14 protein-coding genes are annotated in these 18,557 nt (G+C 54.9%); 4 read left to right on the forward strand and 10 right to left on the reverse strand.

Going from position 1 to position 18,557, the window contains the following annotated elements; translation table 11 throughout:
* Positions 1 to 404: 404 nt before the first annotated feature.
* The 7 genes from argH to argC all read right to left on the reverse strand — a co-directional run bounded on the left by argH (position 405) and on the right by argC (position 8,746).
* Positions 405 to 1,823 carry an argininosuccinate lyase gene (gene argH, locus ACE41H_RS07890; protein ID WP_375354582.1) on the reverse strand — a complete coding sequence of 473 codons (1,419 nt, stop codon included), beginning with the start codon at positions 1,821 to 1,823 and terminating at the stop codon, positions 405 to 407.
* 92 nt (positions 1,824 to 1,915) lie between these two features.
* On the reverse strand, positions 1,916 to 3,148 hold the full coding sequence (locus tag ACE41H_RS07895; RefSeq protein WP_375354583.1) for an argininosuccinate synthase: 1,233 nt from the start codon (positions 3,146 to 3,148) through the stop codon (positions 1,916 to 1,918).
* Positions 3,149 to 3,250: 102 nt separating this feature from the next.
* Entirely contained in the window at positions 3,251 to 4,207 is a 957-nt protein-coding gene (gene argF / locus ACE41H_RS07900; RefSeq protein ID WP_375354584.1) for an ornithine carbamoyltransferase, read from the reverse strand.
* Positions 4,208 to 4,278: 71 nt separating this feature from the next.
* Entirely contained in the window at positions 4,279 to 5,511 is a 1,233-nt protein-coding gene (gene argD / locus ACE41H_RS07905) for an acetylornithine transaminase (RefSeq protein ID WP_375354586.1), read from the reverse strand.
* Between the two features lie 63 nt (positions 5,512 to 5,574).
* A complete protein-coding gene (gene argB / locus ACE41H_RS07910; RefSeq protein WP_375354587.1) occupies positions 5,575 to 6,408 on the reverse strand; it encodes an acetylglutamate kinase in 834 nt (277 codons plus the stop codon).
* A 39-nt stretch (positions 6,409 to 6,447) separates the two neighbouring features.
* Positions 6,448 to 7,674 carry a bifunctional glutamate N-acetyltransferase/amino-acid acetyltransferase ArgJ gene (gene argJ / locus ACE41H_RS07915; protein ID WP_375354588.1) on the reverse strand — a complete coding sequence of 409 codons (1,227 nt, stop codon included), beginning with the start codon at positions 7,672 to 7,674 and terminating at the stop codon, positions 6,448 to 6,450.
* 22 nt (positions 7,675 to 7,696) lie between these two features.
* The gene (gene argC / locus ACE41H_RS07920) at positions 7,697 to 8,746 is read right to left on the reverse strand and encodes an N-acetyl-gamma-glutamyl-phosphate reductase (protein WP_375354589.1); all 1,050 of its coding nucleotides are present in this window, start codon (positions 8,744 to 8,746) and stop codon (positions 7,697 to 7,699) included.
* Positions 8,747 to 8,953: 207 nt separating this feature from the next.
* Here argC and ACE41H_RS07925 point away from each other — a divergent pair, with 207 nt between their 5' ends.
* The 4 genes from ACE41H_RS07925 to ACE41H_RS07940 all read left to right on the forward strand — a co-directional run bounded on the left by ACE41H_RS07925 (position 8,954) and on the right by ACE41H_RS07940 (position 13,453).
* A complete protein-coding gene (locus ACE41H_RS07925; protein WP_375354591.1) occupies positions 8,954 to 10,618 on the forward strand; it encodes a GAF domain-containing sensor histidine kinase in 1,665 nt (554 codons plus the stop codon).
* Between the two features lie 28 nt (positions 10,619 to 10,646).
* Complete coding sequence (locus ACE41H_RS07930) at positions 10,647 to 11,396, forward strand: response regulator (protein ID WP_375354593.1); 750 nt, start codon at positions 10,647 to 10,649, stop codon at positions 11,394 to 11,396.
* 173 nt (positions 11,397 to 11,569) lie between these two features.
* On the forward strand, positions 11,570 to 12,163 hold the full coding sequence (locus ACE41H_RS07935) for an NADPH-dependent FMN reductase (RefSeq protein WP_375354594.1): 594 nt from the start codon (positions 11,570 to 11,572) through the stop codon (positions 12,161 to 12,163).
* Positions 12,164 to 12,202: 39 nt separating this feature from the next.
* Positions 12,203 to 13,453, forward strand: coding sequence for an MDR family MFS transporter (locus tag ACE41H_RS07940; RefSeq protein WP_375354595.1), 1,251 nt, complete (start codon positions 12,203 to 12,205; stop codon positions 13,451 to 13,453).
* A 10-nt stretch (positions 13,454 to 13,463) separates the two neighbouring features.
* On the opposite strand, the gene ACE41H_RS07945 is transcribed toward ACE41H_RS07940, so the two are convergent.
* The 3 genes from ACE41H_RS07945 to secA form a co-directional block, all read right to left on the reverse strand.
* Complete coding sequence (locus ACE41H_RS07945) at positions 13,464 to 14,363, reverse strand: YitT family protein (protein WP_375354597.1); 900 nt, start codon at positions 14,361 to 14,363, stop codon at positions 13,464 to 13,466.
* A 346-nt stretch (positions 14,364 to 14,709) separates the two neighbouring features.
* A protein-coding gene (prfB, locus tag ACE41H_RS07950) for a peptide chain release factor 2 (RefSeq protein WP_375354598.1) occupies positions 14,710 to 15,823 on the reverse strand; the annotation gives its coding sequence in 2 pieces (ribosomal slippage) (positions 14,710 to 15,750 and positions 15,752 to 15,823; 1,113 coding nt in all).
* Positions 15,824 to 15,890: 67 nt separating this feature from the next.
* A complete protein-coding gene (gene secA, locus ACE41H_RS07955) occupies positions 15,891 to 18,341 on the reverse strand; it encodes a preprotein translocase subunit SecA (RefSeq protein ID WP_375354600.1) in 2,451 nt (816 codons plus the stop codon).
* Positions 18,342 to 18,557: the final 216 nt, after the last annotated feature.

Raw genomic sequence — 18,557 nt, forward strand, 5'->3', positions numbered from 1 at the left:
CCGCAGCACTAGCGTTGCAACAAATATGACAAAGATACATTTTCTAACCGCAAAACTATTCTAACGGACGCCACAGCCGCTATTGGTTCCAAGAACGTTGATTTCAAATTATAGCGGTTGCCATGGAGCTTATTCCGCTTGATCGGGGCATTTTCGCCTAGATTAAGGCAAATAACGTCGATCACGACCGTTAAAATTTGAAAAGGTCTTTTTTTCGTAAAATAGAAGCTGCTACATCCGTTAGATTTCCGGCGGGCGCACGATCAGCTCGAAACCTGAGCTTTTGCGGGAAATCTGAAAAGGATCAGGGCTAGAATAGAAAAAGGAAGAAGCCCAAGGTGTCAAACTGAAGTTTGACCCTACAGGCTTCTTCCTTGTTTGCTTCAACTATTGTCCTCTAACTGTTATGCTTCCACATTACCCCGGCGAATCTCCAGCCATTGCACCGTAGCTTGCAGCGTTCTCTCGCTGCGTGCAATCGCATCCGTTACCTGTGCGGTGGCGGTTCCGCCGTATACGTTGCGGGCATTCACCACTGCTTCCGGCTGCAGCACGGCATAAATGCGGTCGTCGAACAGCCCGGAGAATTGCTTGAACTCGTCCAAGGTCAGGTCGAGCAGATATTTGCCGTGCTGGATGCAGTACAGCACCGTCTTGCCGATCACCTCATGCGCCTGACGGAAAGGAAGGCCTTTGCCGACGAGGAAATCCGCGATATCCGTCGCATTGGAGAAGTCCTGGTTGACCGCCTGCCGCATGCGTCCTTTATTGACCTTCATGGTGGCGATCATCGGTGCGAACAGCTGCAGCGCGCCTTCCAGCGTCGCTACCGTATCGAACATGCCTTCCTTGTCTTCCTGCATGTCCTTGTTGTAGGCGAGCGGCAGCGACTTCAGCACAGTCAGCAGCCCCATCAGATTGCCGTAGACACGGCCGGTTTTGCCGCGCACCAGCTCGGGCACGTCCGGATTTTTCTTCTGTGGCATGATGCTGCTGCCTGTGCAGAACGCGTCGTCCAGCTCGATAAAGCCAAATTCTGTGCTGCTCCACAGCACCAGCTCTTCGCTGAGCCGGGACAGGTGAGTCATGATCAGCGAAGCAGCGGCCAGGAATTCAACGATAAAGTCGCGGTCGCTTACCGCATCCAGGCTGTTCTCGTATACGCCGTCAAAGCCAAGCTGCTCGGCCACAAAATGGCGGTCGATCGGGAAGGTCGTGCCTGCCAGCGCGCCTGCACCCAAAGGCAGGATGTTGATCCGCTTATAGCTGTCCTTCAGACGGTCGATATCCCGCTCGAACATGGATACATAGGCCAGCAGATGATGGGCGAACAGGATCGGCTGTGCCCGCTGGAGATGGGTATAACCAGGTACAATCGTATCCAGGTTGTCCTTTGCCTGAGCAATCAGCGCCTCCTGAACGGCATGCAGCATGCCGACAAGATCAATTACACGGCCACGCAGGTAGAGATGCATGTCCGTCGCCACCTGATCATTGCGGCTGCGGCCTGTATGCAGCTTGCCGCCGACCGGTCCGATCTCTTCAATCAGGTTTTTCTCAATGTTCATATGGATGTCCTCATCCGCCACGGAAAACTCAATCTCTCCTTTGCGGATGCGCTCCAACACCTTTTGCAGACCTGCTTTAATGGTCTCGACATCCTCCTGCGGCACGATTCCGCATTTGCCCAGCATGGTGACATGGGCCAGACTGCCCTGAATGTCCTCTTCAGCCAGCGCTTTGTCAAAATTGATGGAAGCCGTATACTCTTCCACGAGCTTGTTCGTCTGCTTCGTAAAACGTCCGCCCCACAGCTTGCTCATTCTGCTGTCCCCTCTCTCGCAGTGCGGGCCGCCCCTGTCATCGGATAAGGACGGCCCGCACTTTTTTAAGATATTTTGCAATAAGTTCTGGCTTATTGATTCTGGTTTACGCCCGAATATACCTTCAAGCGGAGTGCATTCAGGCGGATAAAGCCAGTTGCATCCCCTTGATCATACGCCTGGGTTGGATCGGCTTCCATCGTGGCGATATCCGGATTGTAGAGGCTGACCGGACTTTTCACACCTGCGCCGATCACATTGCCTTTGTACAGCTTCACGCGTACTGTACCCGTTACATTTTTCTGACTTTCCGTCACTAAGGCCTGCAGAGCCAGACGCTCCGGTGCAAACCAGAAACCGTTGTATACGAGTGTACTGTATCTCGTAATCAGGCTGTCACGCAAATTCATGACTTCGCGGTCCATCGTGATGGACTCCATTTTGCGATGTGCCGTGAACAGGATCGTACCTCCCGGCGTCTCGTATACACCCCGGCTCTTCATGCCGACAAAACGGTTCTCCACCATGTCGACACGGCCGATGCCGTGTTTGCCGCCCAACTCGTTCAGCTTCTCCATCACCTGCAGCGGACTCAGCCGCTCGCCGTTCAGGGCCACGCAGTTGCCTTGTTCAAATTCCAGCTCCAGGTATTCCGGTGTGTCCGGAGCATCCTCAGGATCATTGCTCAGCAGGAACATGTCCTTGTTCTCCGGTGTGCTCGGATCAAACCACGGGTCCTCCAGCATGCCACTCTCATAGCTGATATGCAGCAGGTTGCGGTCGGTGGAATACGGCTTCGCCGCAGATGCCGTGACCGGAATGCCATGCTTTTCCGCGTAAGCGATCATTTCCGCCCGGCCCGGGAACTGATTGCGGAACTCTTCCAGCCGCCAAGGCGCAATGACCTTGATGTCCGGCGTCAATGCCGCCGCATTCAACTCGAAGCGCACCTGGTCGTTGCCTTTACCTGTAGCGCCATGCGCAATAGCTGTTGCGCCTTCCGCCTGGGCAATCTCCACCATCCGTTTGGCGATCAGCGGACGCGCAATGCTTGTGCCGAGCAGATATTGGCCTTCATATAATGCTCCCGCCTGAAACATCGGATAAATAAAATCCTTGGCAAACTCGTCACGCAGGTCATCGATATAAACCTTGGAGGCACCGGTAGCCAGCGCTTTTTCCTCCAGCCCCTCCAGTTCCTCCTTCTGGCCGATATCCGCCGTAAAAGCGATAATCTCCGCGTCATAGGTTTCCTTCAGCCATTTCAGAATGACCGACGTATCCAGACCTCCGGAATACGCCAGTACAATTTTTTCTTTTGCCATTACGCCGCTTCCTCCCTGAGAATCCATGCTTTAGAATCCATGCTATTGTTCATCACATGTATAATTCATTAACTGAAGTATATCGTTTATATGCTGCATCGTTTAAGCCATTAAAGCAACAAGCAGAGCCTTTTGCGCATGCAGCCGGTTTTCCGCTTCATCAAAGATGACGGAATTCGGCCCGTCGATGACATCTGCAGTCACTTCTTCCCCACGGTGCGCAGGCAGACAGTGCATGAACAGATAATCCGGTTTTGCCAGCTTGACCAGCTCCTCGTTCACCTGATAATCTGCAAACGCCGCTTCACGCTGCTTCTGCTCCTCCTCGAAGCCCATGCTTGCCCACACGTCCGTGTAAATCACATCCGCATTCTTGACCGCTTCCTGCGGGTTGGCTGTGACCACGATCTTGCTGCCTGTTTCCCTGGCAATTTCCTGGCACTCCGCAACCACACTTTTATCAGGCTCATAACCGGCAGGGCTGGCGACAGATACATGCATACCCAACTTGGCTCCACCGATCATCAAAGAATGCGCCATATTGTTGCCGTCCCCGATATAGGCGACCTTGAGGCCTTTGAGCTTGCCCTTCTTTTCAAAGATCGTCTGGTAGTCCGCCAGCACCTGGCACGGATGAGCCAGATCGCTCAGACCGTTGATGACCGGCACGGTAGCGTAACGTGCCAGATCAATGACATTGTTATGGCCGAACGTGCGGATCATGATGCCGTCCAGATAACGGGACATCACCTGCGCCATATCGCTGATCGGCTCGCCCCGGCCGAGCTGGATGTCATTTTTACTCAGGAAGAGGGCATGACCTCCAAGCTGGTACATTCCGACCTCGAAGGACACGCGGGTGCGTGTCGAGGATTTTTCAAACACCATACCCAGTGTCTTGCCCTTCAACGGCTGATACACTTCACCGTTCTTCTGCTTGCGCTTGATCTCCACCGCCAGACCGATCAGATATTCAATTTCCTCGGTCGTAAAATCGTTCAGCTCTATAAAATCCCGCCCCTTCAGGTCGAGCTTCAGTTTCTCTTCGGTTAGGCTCATGAGAGGGTCTCCTTTCAATATGGGTAAAATGAGGTGCAACCCCATCACAATGTTTGCGATTTGCGGCCGTTTTATTTCTTCGCAGCCGTATGCTCTTCAATGACTTCCGCTAGTAGTTCCACTGCCTGGTCGATCTCTTCCTTCGTGACATAAAGGTTAGGCAGCAGGCGGATGACATTCGGTCCAGCCGGTACAAACAGAAGTCCCTTGCGCTGTCCGGCCAGCACCAGCTCGCCTATCGGCTCGACACATTCGATACCGATAAGCAGTCCCTTACCCCGCACTTCTTTGACAAAAGGACTGTCGCCCAGCCGACTGTTCAAACGCTCCATGAGATATTCGCCCATTTCCGCCGCCCGGTCCGCCAGCTTCTCGCCAACGATGATTTCCACCGTCGCATTAACCGCTGCCATAGCGAGAGGTGTGCCGCCAAACGTCGATCCATGGCTGCCCGCCGTGAAGGCTTCCCGCAGATAGCCTTTGCCAAGCATTGCGCCGACGGAGAAGCCGCTGCCTACCCCCTTGGCAATGGTGAAAATATCTGGCTCAATGCCATAATGCTCATGGGCAAACAATTTGCCCGTACGTCCCATGCCGGTCTGGATTTCGTCAACGATCAGCAGCAGCCCGTGCTCGCGACACAGCTCCACAACGTAGTCCACAAAATCCGCTTCCACCGGATACACGCCGCCTTCGGCCTGGATCATTTCCAGCATCACGGCTGCCGTCACATCGCTGACTGCGGCTTCCAGAGCTTCTTTGTCATGCAGCGGTACGCTTTTGAAGCCGGCCGGCAGAGGCAGGAAGCCTTCCTTTACCTTATCCTGTCCGGTAGCCGTCAATGTAGCAAGCGTCCGTCCGTGAAAAGACTGCGTAAACGTGATCACTTCATATTTTCCGTTCTGTTTCACCTTCTGGTGGTAACGACGCGCCAGCTTGATGGCCGCTTCATTCGCTTCCGCTCCGCTGTTGCAAAAAAACACCGCATCCGCGCAGCTGTTGGCCGTCAACAACTGTGCGGCTTGTTCCTGGCCCGGAATTTGAAAAAGATTTGATACATGCCATAACGTATCAATTTGCTGCTTCAGCCGCTCGGCCACCGCTTTTGGCGCATGCCCCAGGTTGGTCACCGCCAGGCCGCACATGAAGTCAAGGTAGCGTTTTCCCTGGTCGTCCCACAGCCAGCTGCCTTCTCCTTTGACAAGGCTCAGCGGATACCTTGCATACGTGGGAAACAAAGCGCTTTCCTGTCCTTTTTCCTTCACTGCGGCTCCGCCTGCGGTCACATTGTGCCCGTTACTCATATCATTCACGCTCCTGTTCATGCCGGCGCTGCGGCCGGATCAAATTTCCATTCAAATATTACACTACATTCTGGCTATTCTCGTACCTATATTTTCTCCGTTCAGCACACGGCTGAGCACCTGCGGCTCCGTTCCGTCCACAATGACCACCTCGCGGACTTCGCCCTGGATGCACGTTATGGCCGCCCGCACCTTGGGAATCATTCCGCCATAAATTTCCCCGGTGCTGATCATATCCTCAATCTCCCGCACTGTAACCGATGGCAGCACCTTCTTGACACCGTTAACATTACGCATAATGCCTGGCACATCTGTCACCACGATCATCCTGCTGACGCCGATATGGGATGCCACTGCACCGGCAGCGGTATCAGCGTTGATATTGTAGCGCTGACCGCCTGCATCGATCCCGACCGGCGCGATGACCGGCATATAACCCATACCCGTTACGCCGCCGATCAGTTCCGCGTTCACCGCTGTCACATCCCCGACCCAGCCGACCTCTGCGCTATTGGACACCGGCTGTGCCTGAATCAGAAAGCCGTCCGCGCCGGACAGGCCGACAGCCTTGCCCCCGCGCATCATAATGCGGCGCACAATCTGCTTGTTGATGCTGCCTGCCAGCACCATTTCCACCACGTCCAGCACCTCTTCCGTCGTGCGGCGCAGTCCGTTGACGAATTCGGTCTCAATGCCGAGCTTCGTCAACGTATCGGAGATGGCCGGGCCTCCGCCATGCACGATGACTGGCTGCCTGCCATCCCGCTGCAGGTGCACCAGATCGTCGAAAAAGGCATCCGGCAGCGCCGCCAGTGTGCTGCCTCCGCATTTCATGACAAAGCTGGAGCGCAACTGTTCCAGCGCTGCCTGTGCTGTATTGCCCGCTGTGGTATTCATTGCAAACCTCCTCTGCCCTCAGGTATCTATAAATGCTACTTACGTCCGGTAAGCCGCATTAATTCGCACATAATCATAGGTTAAATCACAGCCCCACGCTGTAGCGACACCGCCGCCGTTGTGCAGGTCCACAACGATCCGCACCGTGTCCCCCCGCAAATAGGCCAAGGCCTCTTCTTCATCAAACGCTACCGGGCGTGAGTCTCGCAGCACAACAATATCACCGAGCCGGATATCAACGGTCTCCGGGTTGACCGGCTCTCCTGCTCGGCCCACGGCGGCGATAATACGTCCCCAGTTGGCATCCGCTCCGAACACGGCCGACTTGACAAGACTGGAGCCGATGACAGTCTTCGCGATGGCTCTGGCCGACAGGTCGCTGACCGCGCCGCTGACCGACACCTCCACCAGCTTCGTCGCTCCTTCGCCGTCCCGGGCAATGCTTTGCGCCAGCACGCGGCAGACATAAGAGAATGCTTCGGCAAAAGCTTCCCACTCCGGATGCTCCACGTTCAGCTCCTTGTTGCCCGCCAACCCGCTTGCCATGACGACCAGCATATCATTCGTGCTCGTATCTCCATCCACGGTGATCATATTGAACGTTGTATCCGTCGCCTGCCTCAGCAGCTGCTGCAAGGACGCCTGCTCCACGGCCGCATCACAGGTCATAAAGGCAAGCATGGTCGCCATATTGGGATGGATCATGCCCGAGCCTTTGGCAGCGCCGGCGATATGTACCGTAACCCCGTCGATGACGAGCGAAACGCATGCTTCTTTTTTTACCAGATCTGTTGTTAAAATAGCCTGCGAGAAGGCCGCCGCCCCATCACGACCGCCGTTGATTTGCTCCGGCAGCGCTTTGATGCCTGCATGCACACAATCCATCTTCAGCAGCTCGCCGATGACACCGGTGGATGCCACGGCCACGTTGCTTTCCGCCACGCCCAGCTCCCGCGCCGCTGCTGCACGCATTGTATAAGCGTCTTCCTCGCCCTGCTGCCCTGTGCAGGCATTGGCATTGCCGCTGTTGACAACGACCGCCTGCAGCCTTCCGTCGGCCAGACTTTCGCGAGTCACCTTCAGCGGTGCCGCCTGGATCAGGTTAGTGGTGTAAACGGCCGCCGCCGTCGCAGGCACCTCACAGCGAATCGCCCCCAGATCGTTGCGGTCCGTCTTCTTCAGCCCGCAGTGCAGCCCCCCGGCGCTGAAGCCGCGAGGTGTTACAATTGAGCCTTCGCTCACGATGTCAAACGTTTGTTTCCCCATATCCATCTCCCCCATATCCGCGTTACGGATAGACCGGCGCCAAGCCGAGCCCGAGGTTCTCCTCCCATCCCATCATGAGATTCATATTTTGAATAGCCTGGCCTGCCGCGCCTTTGACGACATTGTCGATGACCGAAATGATCGTCACCCTGTTCGTCCTCGCGTCCGCAGCAAAACCGATATCGCAATAGTTGGAGCCGGTTACTTCCTTCGTTGCCGGCCATACACCTGCATTGCGTACACGCACAAACGGCCGTCCTTTATAGTACTCCCTATACAGCTCCACCAGGTCCTGGTCAGTATAACTTCCGTTCATCGTCGCATACATGGTGCTCATAATACCACGTGTCATCGGCACCAGTTGGGTGGTAAAAGTAACCGTAACCGGCTCTCCCGCCACATCCCCCAGCACCTGCTCAATTTCCGGTATATGCTGATGTTTGTTCACTTTATACGGCTTGAAATTTTCGTTGATTTCCGCAAAATGGGTCGTCAGGCTGGTGCCACGGCCCGCGCCGGACACGCCGGATTTCGCATCGATAATGATGCTGCGGTGGTCGATCCAGCCGGCCTTGAGCGCCGGAATCAGCCCCAGAAGCGTAGCCGTCGGGTAACATCCCGGGTTGGAAATGAAAGGCACGTCTGCAGCACGGTCACCGTACACTTCGGCCAGACCGTATACAGCCTGTTCCAGAAACGAGGCGGGAGCAGCCGGCTTCTTGTACCATTGTTCGTACAAAGCGCCATCCTTCAGCCTGAAATCCCCCGACAGATCGACGACCTTCAGACCCGCTTCCAGAAGCTGCGGAACCAGTTGTGTGCTTACGCCCGACGGCGTTGCGGTAAATACAAGATCAGCCCTGGTGGCAATCTCCTCCACCACGACTGCGTCCAGATCCTGAACCATAATGTCTGTCAAATGTGGGAAGCCTTCGTTAATGGGCGTTCCGCTGCTGGAGGATGAAATGACCGAAACAATTTCCGCTTGAGGATGATGCTGTAAAAAACGAATCAGTTCCACCCCGCCGTAGCCGGTGGAACCAACGATTGCCACTTTTAATCTGCTGTTCAAGACTGCTCCCCCATTCCGCTCTGCTTTGAGATGTGTATTATTATACATCTGAATTCATATAAATACAACCATTCCATGTTAAGTTTATACGGGGCGGATGCTATAATAAAACTGCGTTTGGCAAAGGGTATTTTTACGATTATAGAATTGTTCATCTCCGCTGAAAACTTATAGACTCTATAAATCATAAGAAAGCGAGGGGGCCGTATGAATAACTCTGCACGCATGCAGGAGCTCATCACGCTGAAAACCATCGCCGAAACCTTGAATCACTCCAGCACCCTGCAGCCGATGCTGCAAAATGTGCTCGGGCAGCTGCTGGATTTGACCGGGCTGACGACCGGGTGGATATTCCTGATGGACACATCGCATGAGTATGAATTTGTTGCCGACCGGAATCTGCCTCCCGCACTGACATACAGAGACAAGCAGCCCATGAAATGCGGCAGCTGCTGGTGCGTGGACAAATACCGGGGCGGACGGCTGCATAATGCCGTTAACATCCTGAACTGCAAGCGGCTTGAAGACGCCGAGGAGCAGCGGACCGCGGACACCGGGGGCATCACCCATCACGCCACCGTTCCACTGCGTTCCGCTGAACGCAGCTACGGGCTGATGAACGTAGCCGCCCCCGGCAAAAACCATTTTACGGACAGCGAGCTGGCTCTCCTGCAGTCCGTCGCGCTGCAGATCGGCGGCGCACTGGAGCGCATTCGGCTGTTCGAAGCGGAGCAGCGCCGGGCGCGGCTGTTCAGCAAGGCGGGCGAATTCGGAGGCGAGCTGGCGAAAATGGCCGCAGGCGCAGGTACAAGGCTATGTCTGGTGGCTGACCGCGTAACCCGGCTGATCGGCGAGACGTTTGCCGACTGGCCGGTTGCCGCGCTGTTCGAGCCGGAGGATGACGGCTATTCCCTGCGCAGCTTATATTCGGGCAGCAGCCTGTCCCGAGAAGGCATCGCTGCCGACGGGCAGTTGCTCCCCCTGCTGATGAAGGGCGCAGCATCCAGCCGCCCCGTGCGTGCCTCAGCGACCGAGCTGGCGGAGCTGCGGCGGGGGACAGGCGACAACGGGACGCGGCTTAAGGCCGCTTTTGTAGCAACTGTTCCATCCTGGTGTCAACAACCGGCCGTGCTGATTATCGGATGCAGCGGCAAGGAAGAAGAAGCCGCACAAGTCGACGCCGTCGTGATCGAGGCCGTTGTGGAGCATATTACCGTCACGCTGGAGCGGGTGAAGCTGGAGGAACAGCAGCGGCTGCTGACCCGGCTGGAGGAACGCAACCGCCTGGCGAGGGATTTGCATGACTCGGTCAGCCAGCTGTTATTCTCCCTGTCGCTGACAGCCAAGGGCGTGGAAAGTATGCTTACGGGGGAGAACGATGGACCGGCGGCGGCCGCTGTCCGCGATATGCACCAGCTATCGCAGACCGCCCTGCAGGAGATGCGCAGCCTCATTAGGCAGCTGCGGCCTGCTGGCCTTGAAGCTGGCTTGCTGGCTGCGCTGCAGGAATACGGAGCCATGCTGAGACTGGAGGTTCGTGCGGAAATGGAAGGTGTCAGCCAGCTCCCCTCACTGATCGAGGAAACGCTCTGGCGCATCGGGCAGGAAGCCCTGAACAATGTCGTCAAGCATGCGGGAATCGGTGCGGCCGACATAAGGCTGCGGCTGCTGCCGGACCGCGCGGTACTGCGTATTGCTGACCAAGGACGCGGCGGAGCGCAGGAGCGTCCGGTCACCGGAGTCGCCCATTACGGCCTGGCCAACATGAGGCACCGGGCAGAGCTGCAGGGGGGAAGCTGTACGATTGCGAGCAGCCCTGGAAACGGGACCGTTGTGGAAGCTGTCATTCCCCTGAACAGGTTTTCGCGATAAAAGATATGACAACGGGAGGAACCAGATTATGATTAAGCTGCTGCTTGCCGACGACCATGCCATGGTACGTAAAGGGCTGCAGGTCTTTTTATCCACCCAGTCAGATATTGAAGTGGTCGGCGAGGCCTCCAACGGCAGGGAAACGCTCGAACAGGCAGCCTTGCTGCAGCCCGATGTGATTCTTATGGACCTGAATATGCCGGTGATGGACGGCATCGCGGCGACCCGGGAGCTACGGGCGGCGCATCCGCAGATCAAGGTGATCGTCATGACCTCCTTCAATGACAGAGCTCATGTGCTGCCTGCCGTCCAGGCCGGTGTTAAAGGGTACTTATTGAAAGATATCGATCCTTCCGACCTGGCGGAAGCCATCCGCAGGGTGCATCATGGGAAGGTTGAGCTGCACCCCGATGCGGCGGGGGAGCTGATGAGGCTGATGTCCTCCCCGGATGCCCAGGGACTGATAGGAGCTCAAGATGTACATGGCATTACACCTTCACCTCATGCGGGAGAACAGGGAAACGTTGGAGCTCTGCGCGGAATCCGTAGTCATATAACAGGCGAATCCACCTGCTCCCACCTGGAGCGGCTGACTCCACGGGAACGCGAGGTGCTGGATCTAATCGCCTGTGGGTTAAACAACCGCGAGATTGCTGATAAGCTGGTCATTACGGAAAAAACAGTCAAGACCCATGTCAGCCACCTGCTCGATAAGCTGCAGCTTGCCGACAGAACGCAGGCAGCCATTTTTGCACTAAAAAACGGAACCGGCAGCTAGAACGCCCATTCCGTCTCATACCAGAGTTGTAGACACTCAGCCTAACGGCTGAGTGTTTTTGCTATGTAAAGATACATCCCACTGCCGACGCTCCCGCTGCGCCAATAAGGTAAGATGCTAATAGAAACAGCACATGCTGCTGACAACACACCAATCCACAGGAGGAATCCCCTATGAATATTGTCATTCTTACAGGAAGCAACCGCAAAAACGCGGCCAGCAGCGGGCTGGCGGAATATGCCGCAGCCATTATGCGCGAGTCGGGACATACCGTCCGCCTGATCCATCTGTATCATACGCCGCTCCCGCTTTATTCCCCCGAAGCGGAGAACCTGCAGCATCCTGGCGTAGATCAGCTACTGCAGGCATTTGGGCAGGCTGACGCCATCATGCTGACCACGCCGGAATATCACGGCAGCATCAGCGGTGTGCTCAAAAATGCGCTCGATTACCTCGGTCAAGCGCAGTTTAAAGGCAAGGCCGTCCTGACCGCCAGCACCGCAGGAGGCCCTGTTGGCATTAGCTCGCTGCTGCAGTTGCAGGCCATCGTCCGCAATCTGCACGGTATAAACTCCCCGGAATGGATATCCATCGGCGGCAGCCTGCGCAGCCGCTTCGAAGGTGTGACCGGCTTTAGGACCGGCGTACACGAGCCAGTTCCGGAAGCGGACGAACGCATTTTCAGCGCCGTCGGATCATTCTTGCGGCTGGCCGAGGGCCTGCGCAGCGGACAAGATGCTTCAGCAGGCACATCCTTGTCTGGCTGAAGCAGATAAAACACACTTTATAGAAGATGAGGTGCCCCCATGCTTCAACAGATGCGCTCCATTCACCCCTTGGCCTGGACCATTATGATCGGCACGGTATGCAGCAGAATGGCGATGTCCATGAGCCTGCCGTTCCTGGCCATTTACCTGACACAGTCGCTGGGGGCCTCCCCTTCACAAACCGGTCTTGTTATCGCCGTAAGCTCTCTCGCGGGCCTGGCTGGCAGCTTCTGGGGCGGCTACGCTGCCGACCGGCTCGGCCGCAAAACGGTGCTGCTGCTCTCCGCCTGCGGCTGGGCCGCCGTATTTGCCGGCTTCGCCGCAGCGGATCAGCTGTGGATGTTCTTTGCCGTCAACGCGCTGAACGGGGTATGCCGTTCGGTATTCGAACCAGCGTCACGTGCCCTGCTATCCGATGTCACTCCGCCAGAGCAGCGGCTTCTGGTGTTCAACATGCGTTATGCGGCCATTAACGTCGGGTTTATGCTGGGACCGCTGATCGGCATTCGGTTTGGAGCAGCAGGTTCAGCCTCATTGTTTCTCATTCCGTGTCTGGTCTACCTTTTATACGGAGCGGTACTGGCTGTTCAGTTCAGAAGGCACGCATCTCCGGAATCCGCATCAGACATAGGCGGAGAAGAGCATGCCTTTCCGGGAATGCTCACTGCCCTGCGCATAACAAGTGCCGACAGACTGTTTATGCTTCTGCTTATCGGCTCACTGCTGACCAATATCGGCTTTGGTCAATTCAGCACAACGCTGCCCCAGCATTTAACCATAAGCCCGTATGTAGAGAATGGCCCTGTGCTCTATGGCTACATGCTGACCTTGAACGCCGTCGCCGTTCTTGCCGTGCAGTATCCTGTCATGCGCTGTGCCCGCTATCTGCCCCCCATGCTGCTCATGATGGCAGGCAGCGTGCTCGTGTCCGGCAGCATGCTGATGTTCGGCCTGTTCACCTCATTCTGGTGGCTGCTGCTTGGCGCATTGATTTATTCCGTGGGGGAAGTGCTTGTCTTCACATTGTCGGATACACTTGTAGACAAGCTGGCCACGAAGGAGCTGCGGGCCACCTATTTCGGCGTTATGGGCTTGTCGAACACCGGCTATATGCTGGGACCGTTGCTGGGAGGTCTCCTGCTGGACGTCTTTGGCACCGGTCGCGCTCCACTCGTCTTCAGCCTGATCGCCTGCGCCTCCGCGTGCGGTCTGCCATTTCTGTTCGCCGCCTACCGGAAATGGCAACGCCCTCTGAGAGGCCCCAAGCGGGAAAACCATCCTGCCCGTTAAGACCTCTCGGTTAGCTTTCTCTTTTAAATCCTTTGCCCAACACTTCATACGTGTTGCCAATAATCACGAACGCATCCGGGTCTACGGATCTGACGAGTGTTTTGAGCCGGGTGACTTCGTTTTGCCCCACCACCACCATCAGCACCGGACGATTCTCTTGGGTAAAGCCGCCGCGGCCCGCCAGCTCGGTCAAACCCCTGTCCAGATCCTCCAGAATAGCTTTGGCCATTTTCTCTTTGTGATTAGAGATGATATAGGCCACCTTGGAATAACCAAGTCCCATTTCCACCGCATCAATAACTTTACCGGTGATATAGAGGCCGATGAGGGCATACAGCGCATTTTCCGGTGAAAGAGCAAAGCCTGCCAGCAAAATGACCGTCCCATCGAGCAGCACAACGGACAGCGAAAAGCTGAAGCCCGTATATTTCTGAATAATCTGCGCCAAAATGCTCAACCCCCCGGTTGATCCGCGCCCCCTGAATACAATCCCCAATCCGAGCCCCACACCAATCCCGCCATATAATGAAGCAAGCAGCGGGTTCGTCGTCGGAACAGGCCAGTTGCTTGTAAGATAGACAAACAGGGGCAGCAGCACGCTGCCCAGCAGCGAACGGAGGCCGTACTGCCGGCCAAGCAGCAGCACGCCAGCAATGAACAGCGGAATATTGAGCGCCCACTGCGTAAAAGCCGGTTCCAGCCCGAACCAGGCCTCCGCCAAAATCGACAGCCCGGATACTCCCCCGGAAGCAATCCGGCTTGGCAGCAGAAACATGTTAAAAGCCAGTGCTGTAATAAGGGAGCCTAAGATAATCAAAATGACATCCAGCACATTACGCCTTGGCCCCGATACAGGAATCCTTTCCGCGATTCGCTTTCTCCGTTCAGAGGGTGAATAAGATGAAGACATTGTTCAATTTCTCCTTTAAGAGGTTGTTCAAAAAGTCATCTTTTGATCACGAAGGAAGTCAGGAAGCGGACTCGACATCGAATCTTGAATTCAGCCGGAACTTCCGGTGCTCACGTACCCAAGTACGCTCCGCTCCTCAGTCCCTGCTTCATCCAACCTTCTCGGTGCTGAAAACCTGACTTTTTGAACACGTATTTTAACCTCGTTTATTGTTATATTCGTTGTTACCCCACGGCCACCAAAGAATACCTGTACAGCAGCGGACAAGGGCGTACATGATTTAGGCAAAAAAATTCCTACACAAAGTGTACTCAAAAAACATACACCTCGTGTAGGAAGGGTTGCATTATTCGGTTTCCACCTTGATTTGGCTGCGCAGGTAACCGTCGATAAAGGCATCGAGGTCTCCATCCATCACTGCGCCTACGTTGCCTGTTTCGACATTGGTACGGTGATCCTTTACCATGCTATAGGGATGAAACACGTAGGAGCGAATCTGGCTGCCCCATGCAATATCCGATTGTTCTCCTCGGATTTCGGCCAGATGCTGTTCCTGTTCTTCAATTTTACGCTCATATAGCTTTGACCGCAGCATTGTCATGGCACGTTCACGGTTCTTGATTTGGGATCTTTCGTTCTGGCAGGTGACCACGATGCCTGTCGGCAGGTGGGTGATCCGTACAGCCGAGTCGGTCGTATTGATATGCTGGCCGCCCGCGCCGCTGGCACGGTACGTATCGATCTTCAGATCCTCCGTGCGGATTTCGATATCCACATCATCCGCAATCTCCGGTACGACATCACAGGATACGAACGATGTATGACGGCGTCCTGACGAGTCGAACGGCGAGATGCGCACCAGGCGGTGAACGCCTTTCTCCGCTTTCAGATAACCGTAAGCGTTAAAACCCTTGATCAGCAACGTAACGCTCTTGATGCCCGCTTCATCTCCTGGCAGATAGTCCAGCGTCTCCACCTTGAAGCCGCGCTTTTCGCCCCAGCGTGTATACATGCGGAGCAGCATTTGCCCCCAGTCCTGCGACTCGGTGCCGCCTGCACCCGGATGCAGCTCCAGAATAGCGTTCAGTTTATCGTAAGGCTGGTTTAGCAGCAGTTGCAGCTCGAATTCCTCCAGCCTGGCGACCAATGCAGACACGCTGTTCGTGACCTCCGCCGCCAGTTCCTCATCGCCTTCTTCATCAGCCAGTTCCACCATCATGGCAGCATCCTCGTATTCCTTGCGGAGCTCCTCATACTGGTCAACAGAGGATTTTACTGCATTCATTTCAGCAATAACGCCCTGAGCTTTCTCATTGTCATCCCAAAAATCCGGGGCCGCCATCTTCTCCTCAAAGTTGGCGATCATCTCCTGCTTCAGATCTAAGTCAAAGAGACCCCCTAAGATTTGTTAGTTTCTTGCTTATTTCACGCAAATCATGCTTTACACTTGGATCAATCATTCCGCAAAACTCCTTCTCGTGAAATGAACCTTATATATACATATACTATCCCAAAATTCCGGTCGCCTTACGATTTGTTGGATCTCCGGGCTGCTCTGTTCTGTTTTGGTGTCGCAGGCTCTCCGCTGGTGGACATCTTCTTCTCATCCACAACCGCCTGACGCTCCTGGTTCGATTCGATTTTCGCTTTCATCACGTAAGTCGCAACCTCTTCCTGGATGCTGGCGATCATTTCATGGAACATCTCAAAGCCTTCGAACTGGTATTCACGCAACGGATCCGTACCGCCATAAGCACGGAGATGGATACCCTGACGGAGCTGATCCATGGCATCGATGTGGTCCATCCATTTGCTGTCTACAGCACGCAGCACAATAACCTTCTCGAATTCACGAACCATTTCCTCGCCGATCTCTGCTTCACGGGTGTTGTACTTGGCAGTGACTCTCTCGAACAACAGCTCGACAATCTCTTCCTTCTCTTTGCCCCAGAGATCGTCACGGCTCACTGCGCCTTCTTCCAGCAGCTTGCCGTTGACGTACTCAGCCACTTCTTCAAGCTCCCAGTTCTCGGGAATGTCGTCCCCACAGTGTGCCTCAACTATACGCTCGATGGTAGGCTTGATCATGTCGAATACAATTTCTTTGATATTCTCCGACTCCAGCACTTCACGGCGCTGCTTGTAAATAATCTCCCGCTGCTGGTTCATCACATCGTCATACTGCAGCACCACTTTGCGGAGATCGAAGTTGTTGCCTTCCACCCGCTTCTGGGCGGATTCGATGGCACGCGTAATCATGCGGCTCTCGATCGGCTGATCTTCCTCAAAGCCGAGGCGCTCCATCATATTCAGCACATTGTCAGCGCCAAAGCGTTTCATCAGTTCGTCACCAAGAGACAGATAGAACTGCGTTGACCCCGGGTCGCCCTGACGGCCCGCACGGCCGCGCAGCTGATTGTCAATCCGGCGGGATTCATGGCGCTCCGTACCGATAATATGCAGCCCGCCAAGTTCCGCTACGCCTTCACCCAGCACAATATCCGTACCGCGGCCGGCCATGTTCGTCGCAATCGTCACCGCACCGGCTTCGCCCGCACGCGAAATAATTTCCGCTTCCTCCGCATGGTACTTCGCATTCAGCACCTTGTGCTTCACGCCTTTGCGCTTCAGCATTTCGGACAGCAGCTCGGAGTTCTCAATCGATACCGTACCGACAAGCACAGGCTGCTGCTTCTGGTGGCGCTCCACAATTTCATCAACAACCGCTTTGAATTTGCCTTTCACGCTCTTATAAACCACATCAGCCATATCTACGCGCTGGTTCGGACGGTTCGTCGGAATCTGCAGTACCTCAAGCCCGTAAATTTTCTTGAACTCTTCTTCCTCGGTTTTGGCCGTACCTGTCATGCCCGCAAGCTTGCGGTACATGCGGAAATAGTTCTGGAAGGTAATCGTCGCCAGCGTCATGCTCTCGTTCTGTACACCGATGGCTTCCTTCGCTTCAATCGCCTGGTGCAGACCGTCGCTGTAACGGCGGCCGGCCATCAGGCGGCCCGTGAATTCATCAACAATGACAACCTCATCCTCGGTCACCACATAATCCACGTCGCGGCGCATGATTACATTCGCCTTCAACGCTTGTACCACGTGATGGTTAATCGTCACGTTACCCTGATCGTACAAATTTTCCAGACCGAAGAAATTTTCCGCCTTAGACACGCCGTTCTCCGTCAGCGCTACCGATTTCACTTTCACATCAACCGTGTAATCCTCTTCAACCGACAGTGTCTTCACAAAACGGTCTGCCGCAAAATACAGCTCCGTCGATTTCTGTGCCTGCCCCGAAATAATCAGCGGCGTCCGCGCCTCGTCAACCAGGATGGAATCCACTTCGTCAATAATGCAGAAATGCAGAGGGCGCTGAACCATTTGTTCCTTATACAGCACCATGTTATCACGCAGATAGTCGAAGCCGAACTCGTTGTTGGTGCCATACGTAATATCGCAGGCATACGCATGCTGCTTCGCGCCATGATCCATGCCGTTCAGGTTCAGACCGACCGTCATGCCCAGAAATTCGTAAATTTGTCCCATTTCCGCACTGTCGCGCTGAGCCAGATAATCGTTGACCGTAACTACGTGTACGCCCTTCCCTGCAAGGGCGTTCAGGTATACAGGCAGAGTACCGACCAACGTTTTACCTTCGCCCGTCTTCATCTCGGAAATTTTACCTTCATGCAGCGCCATCCCGCCCAGCATCTGAACATCATAATGACGCTTGCCCAGCACACGCTTGGACGCCTCACGCACCGTAGCATACGCTTCAGGCAGAAGCTCGTCCAGTGCCGCTCCCTGCTCCAGACGGCTGCGGAATTCCTCTGTCTTTCCTTTCAGCTGCTCATCGGTAAGCGCCTCAAAGTCCGGCTCCATCTTATTAATCATGTCAACCGTCTTCATCAGACGTTTGACGTCCCGTTCATTCGTGTCTCCAAATATCTTCTTAACTATGCCTAGCATGGCTTACCCCTTTCGCGCAAAACAATTGATGGAATCAATTTCACAAACAAAAGGGTCCATGAAAATGAAATTGATTCATACCTTTCAGCTTGCCATTTTCAGAAAAAAAGTCTTTGGCTAAATTGTAACAGTTTGTGGGAGTTGCCGCAACACACACGGGCTGGGCAATATCTGCAAAATCCACTCCCTTTCATTGTATTAAATAAAGACGCAGCG

The sequence above is a fragment of the Paenibacillus enshidis genome (assembly GCF_042136365.1).
Classification (GTDB): domain Bacteria; phylum Bacillota; class Bacilli; order Paenibacillales; family Paenibacillaceae; genus Paenibacillus; species Paenibacillus enshidis.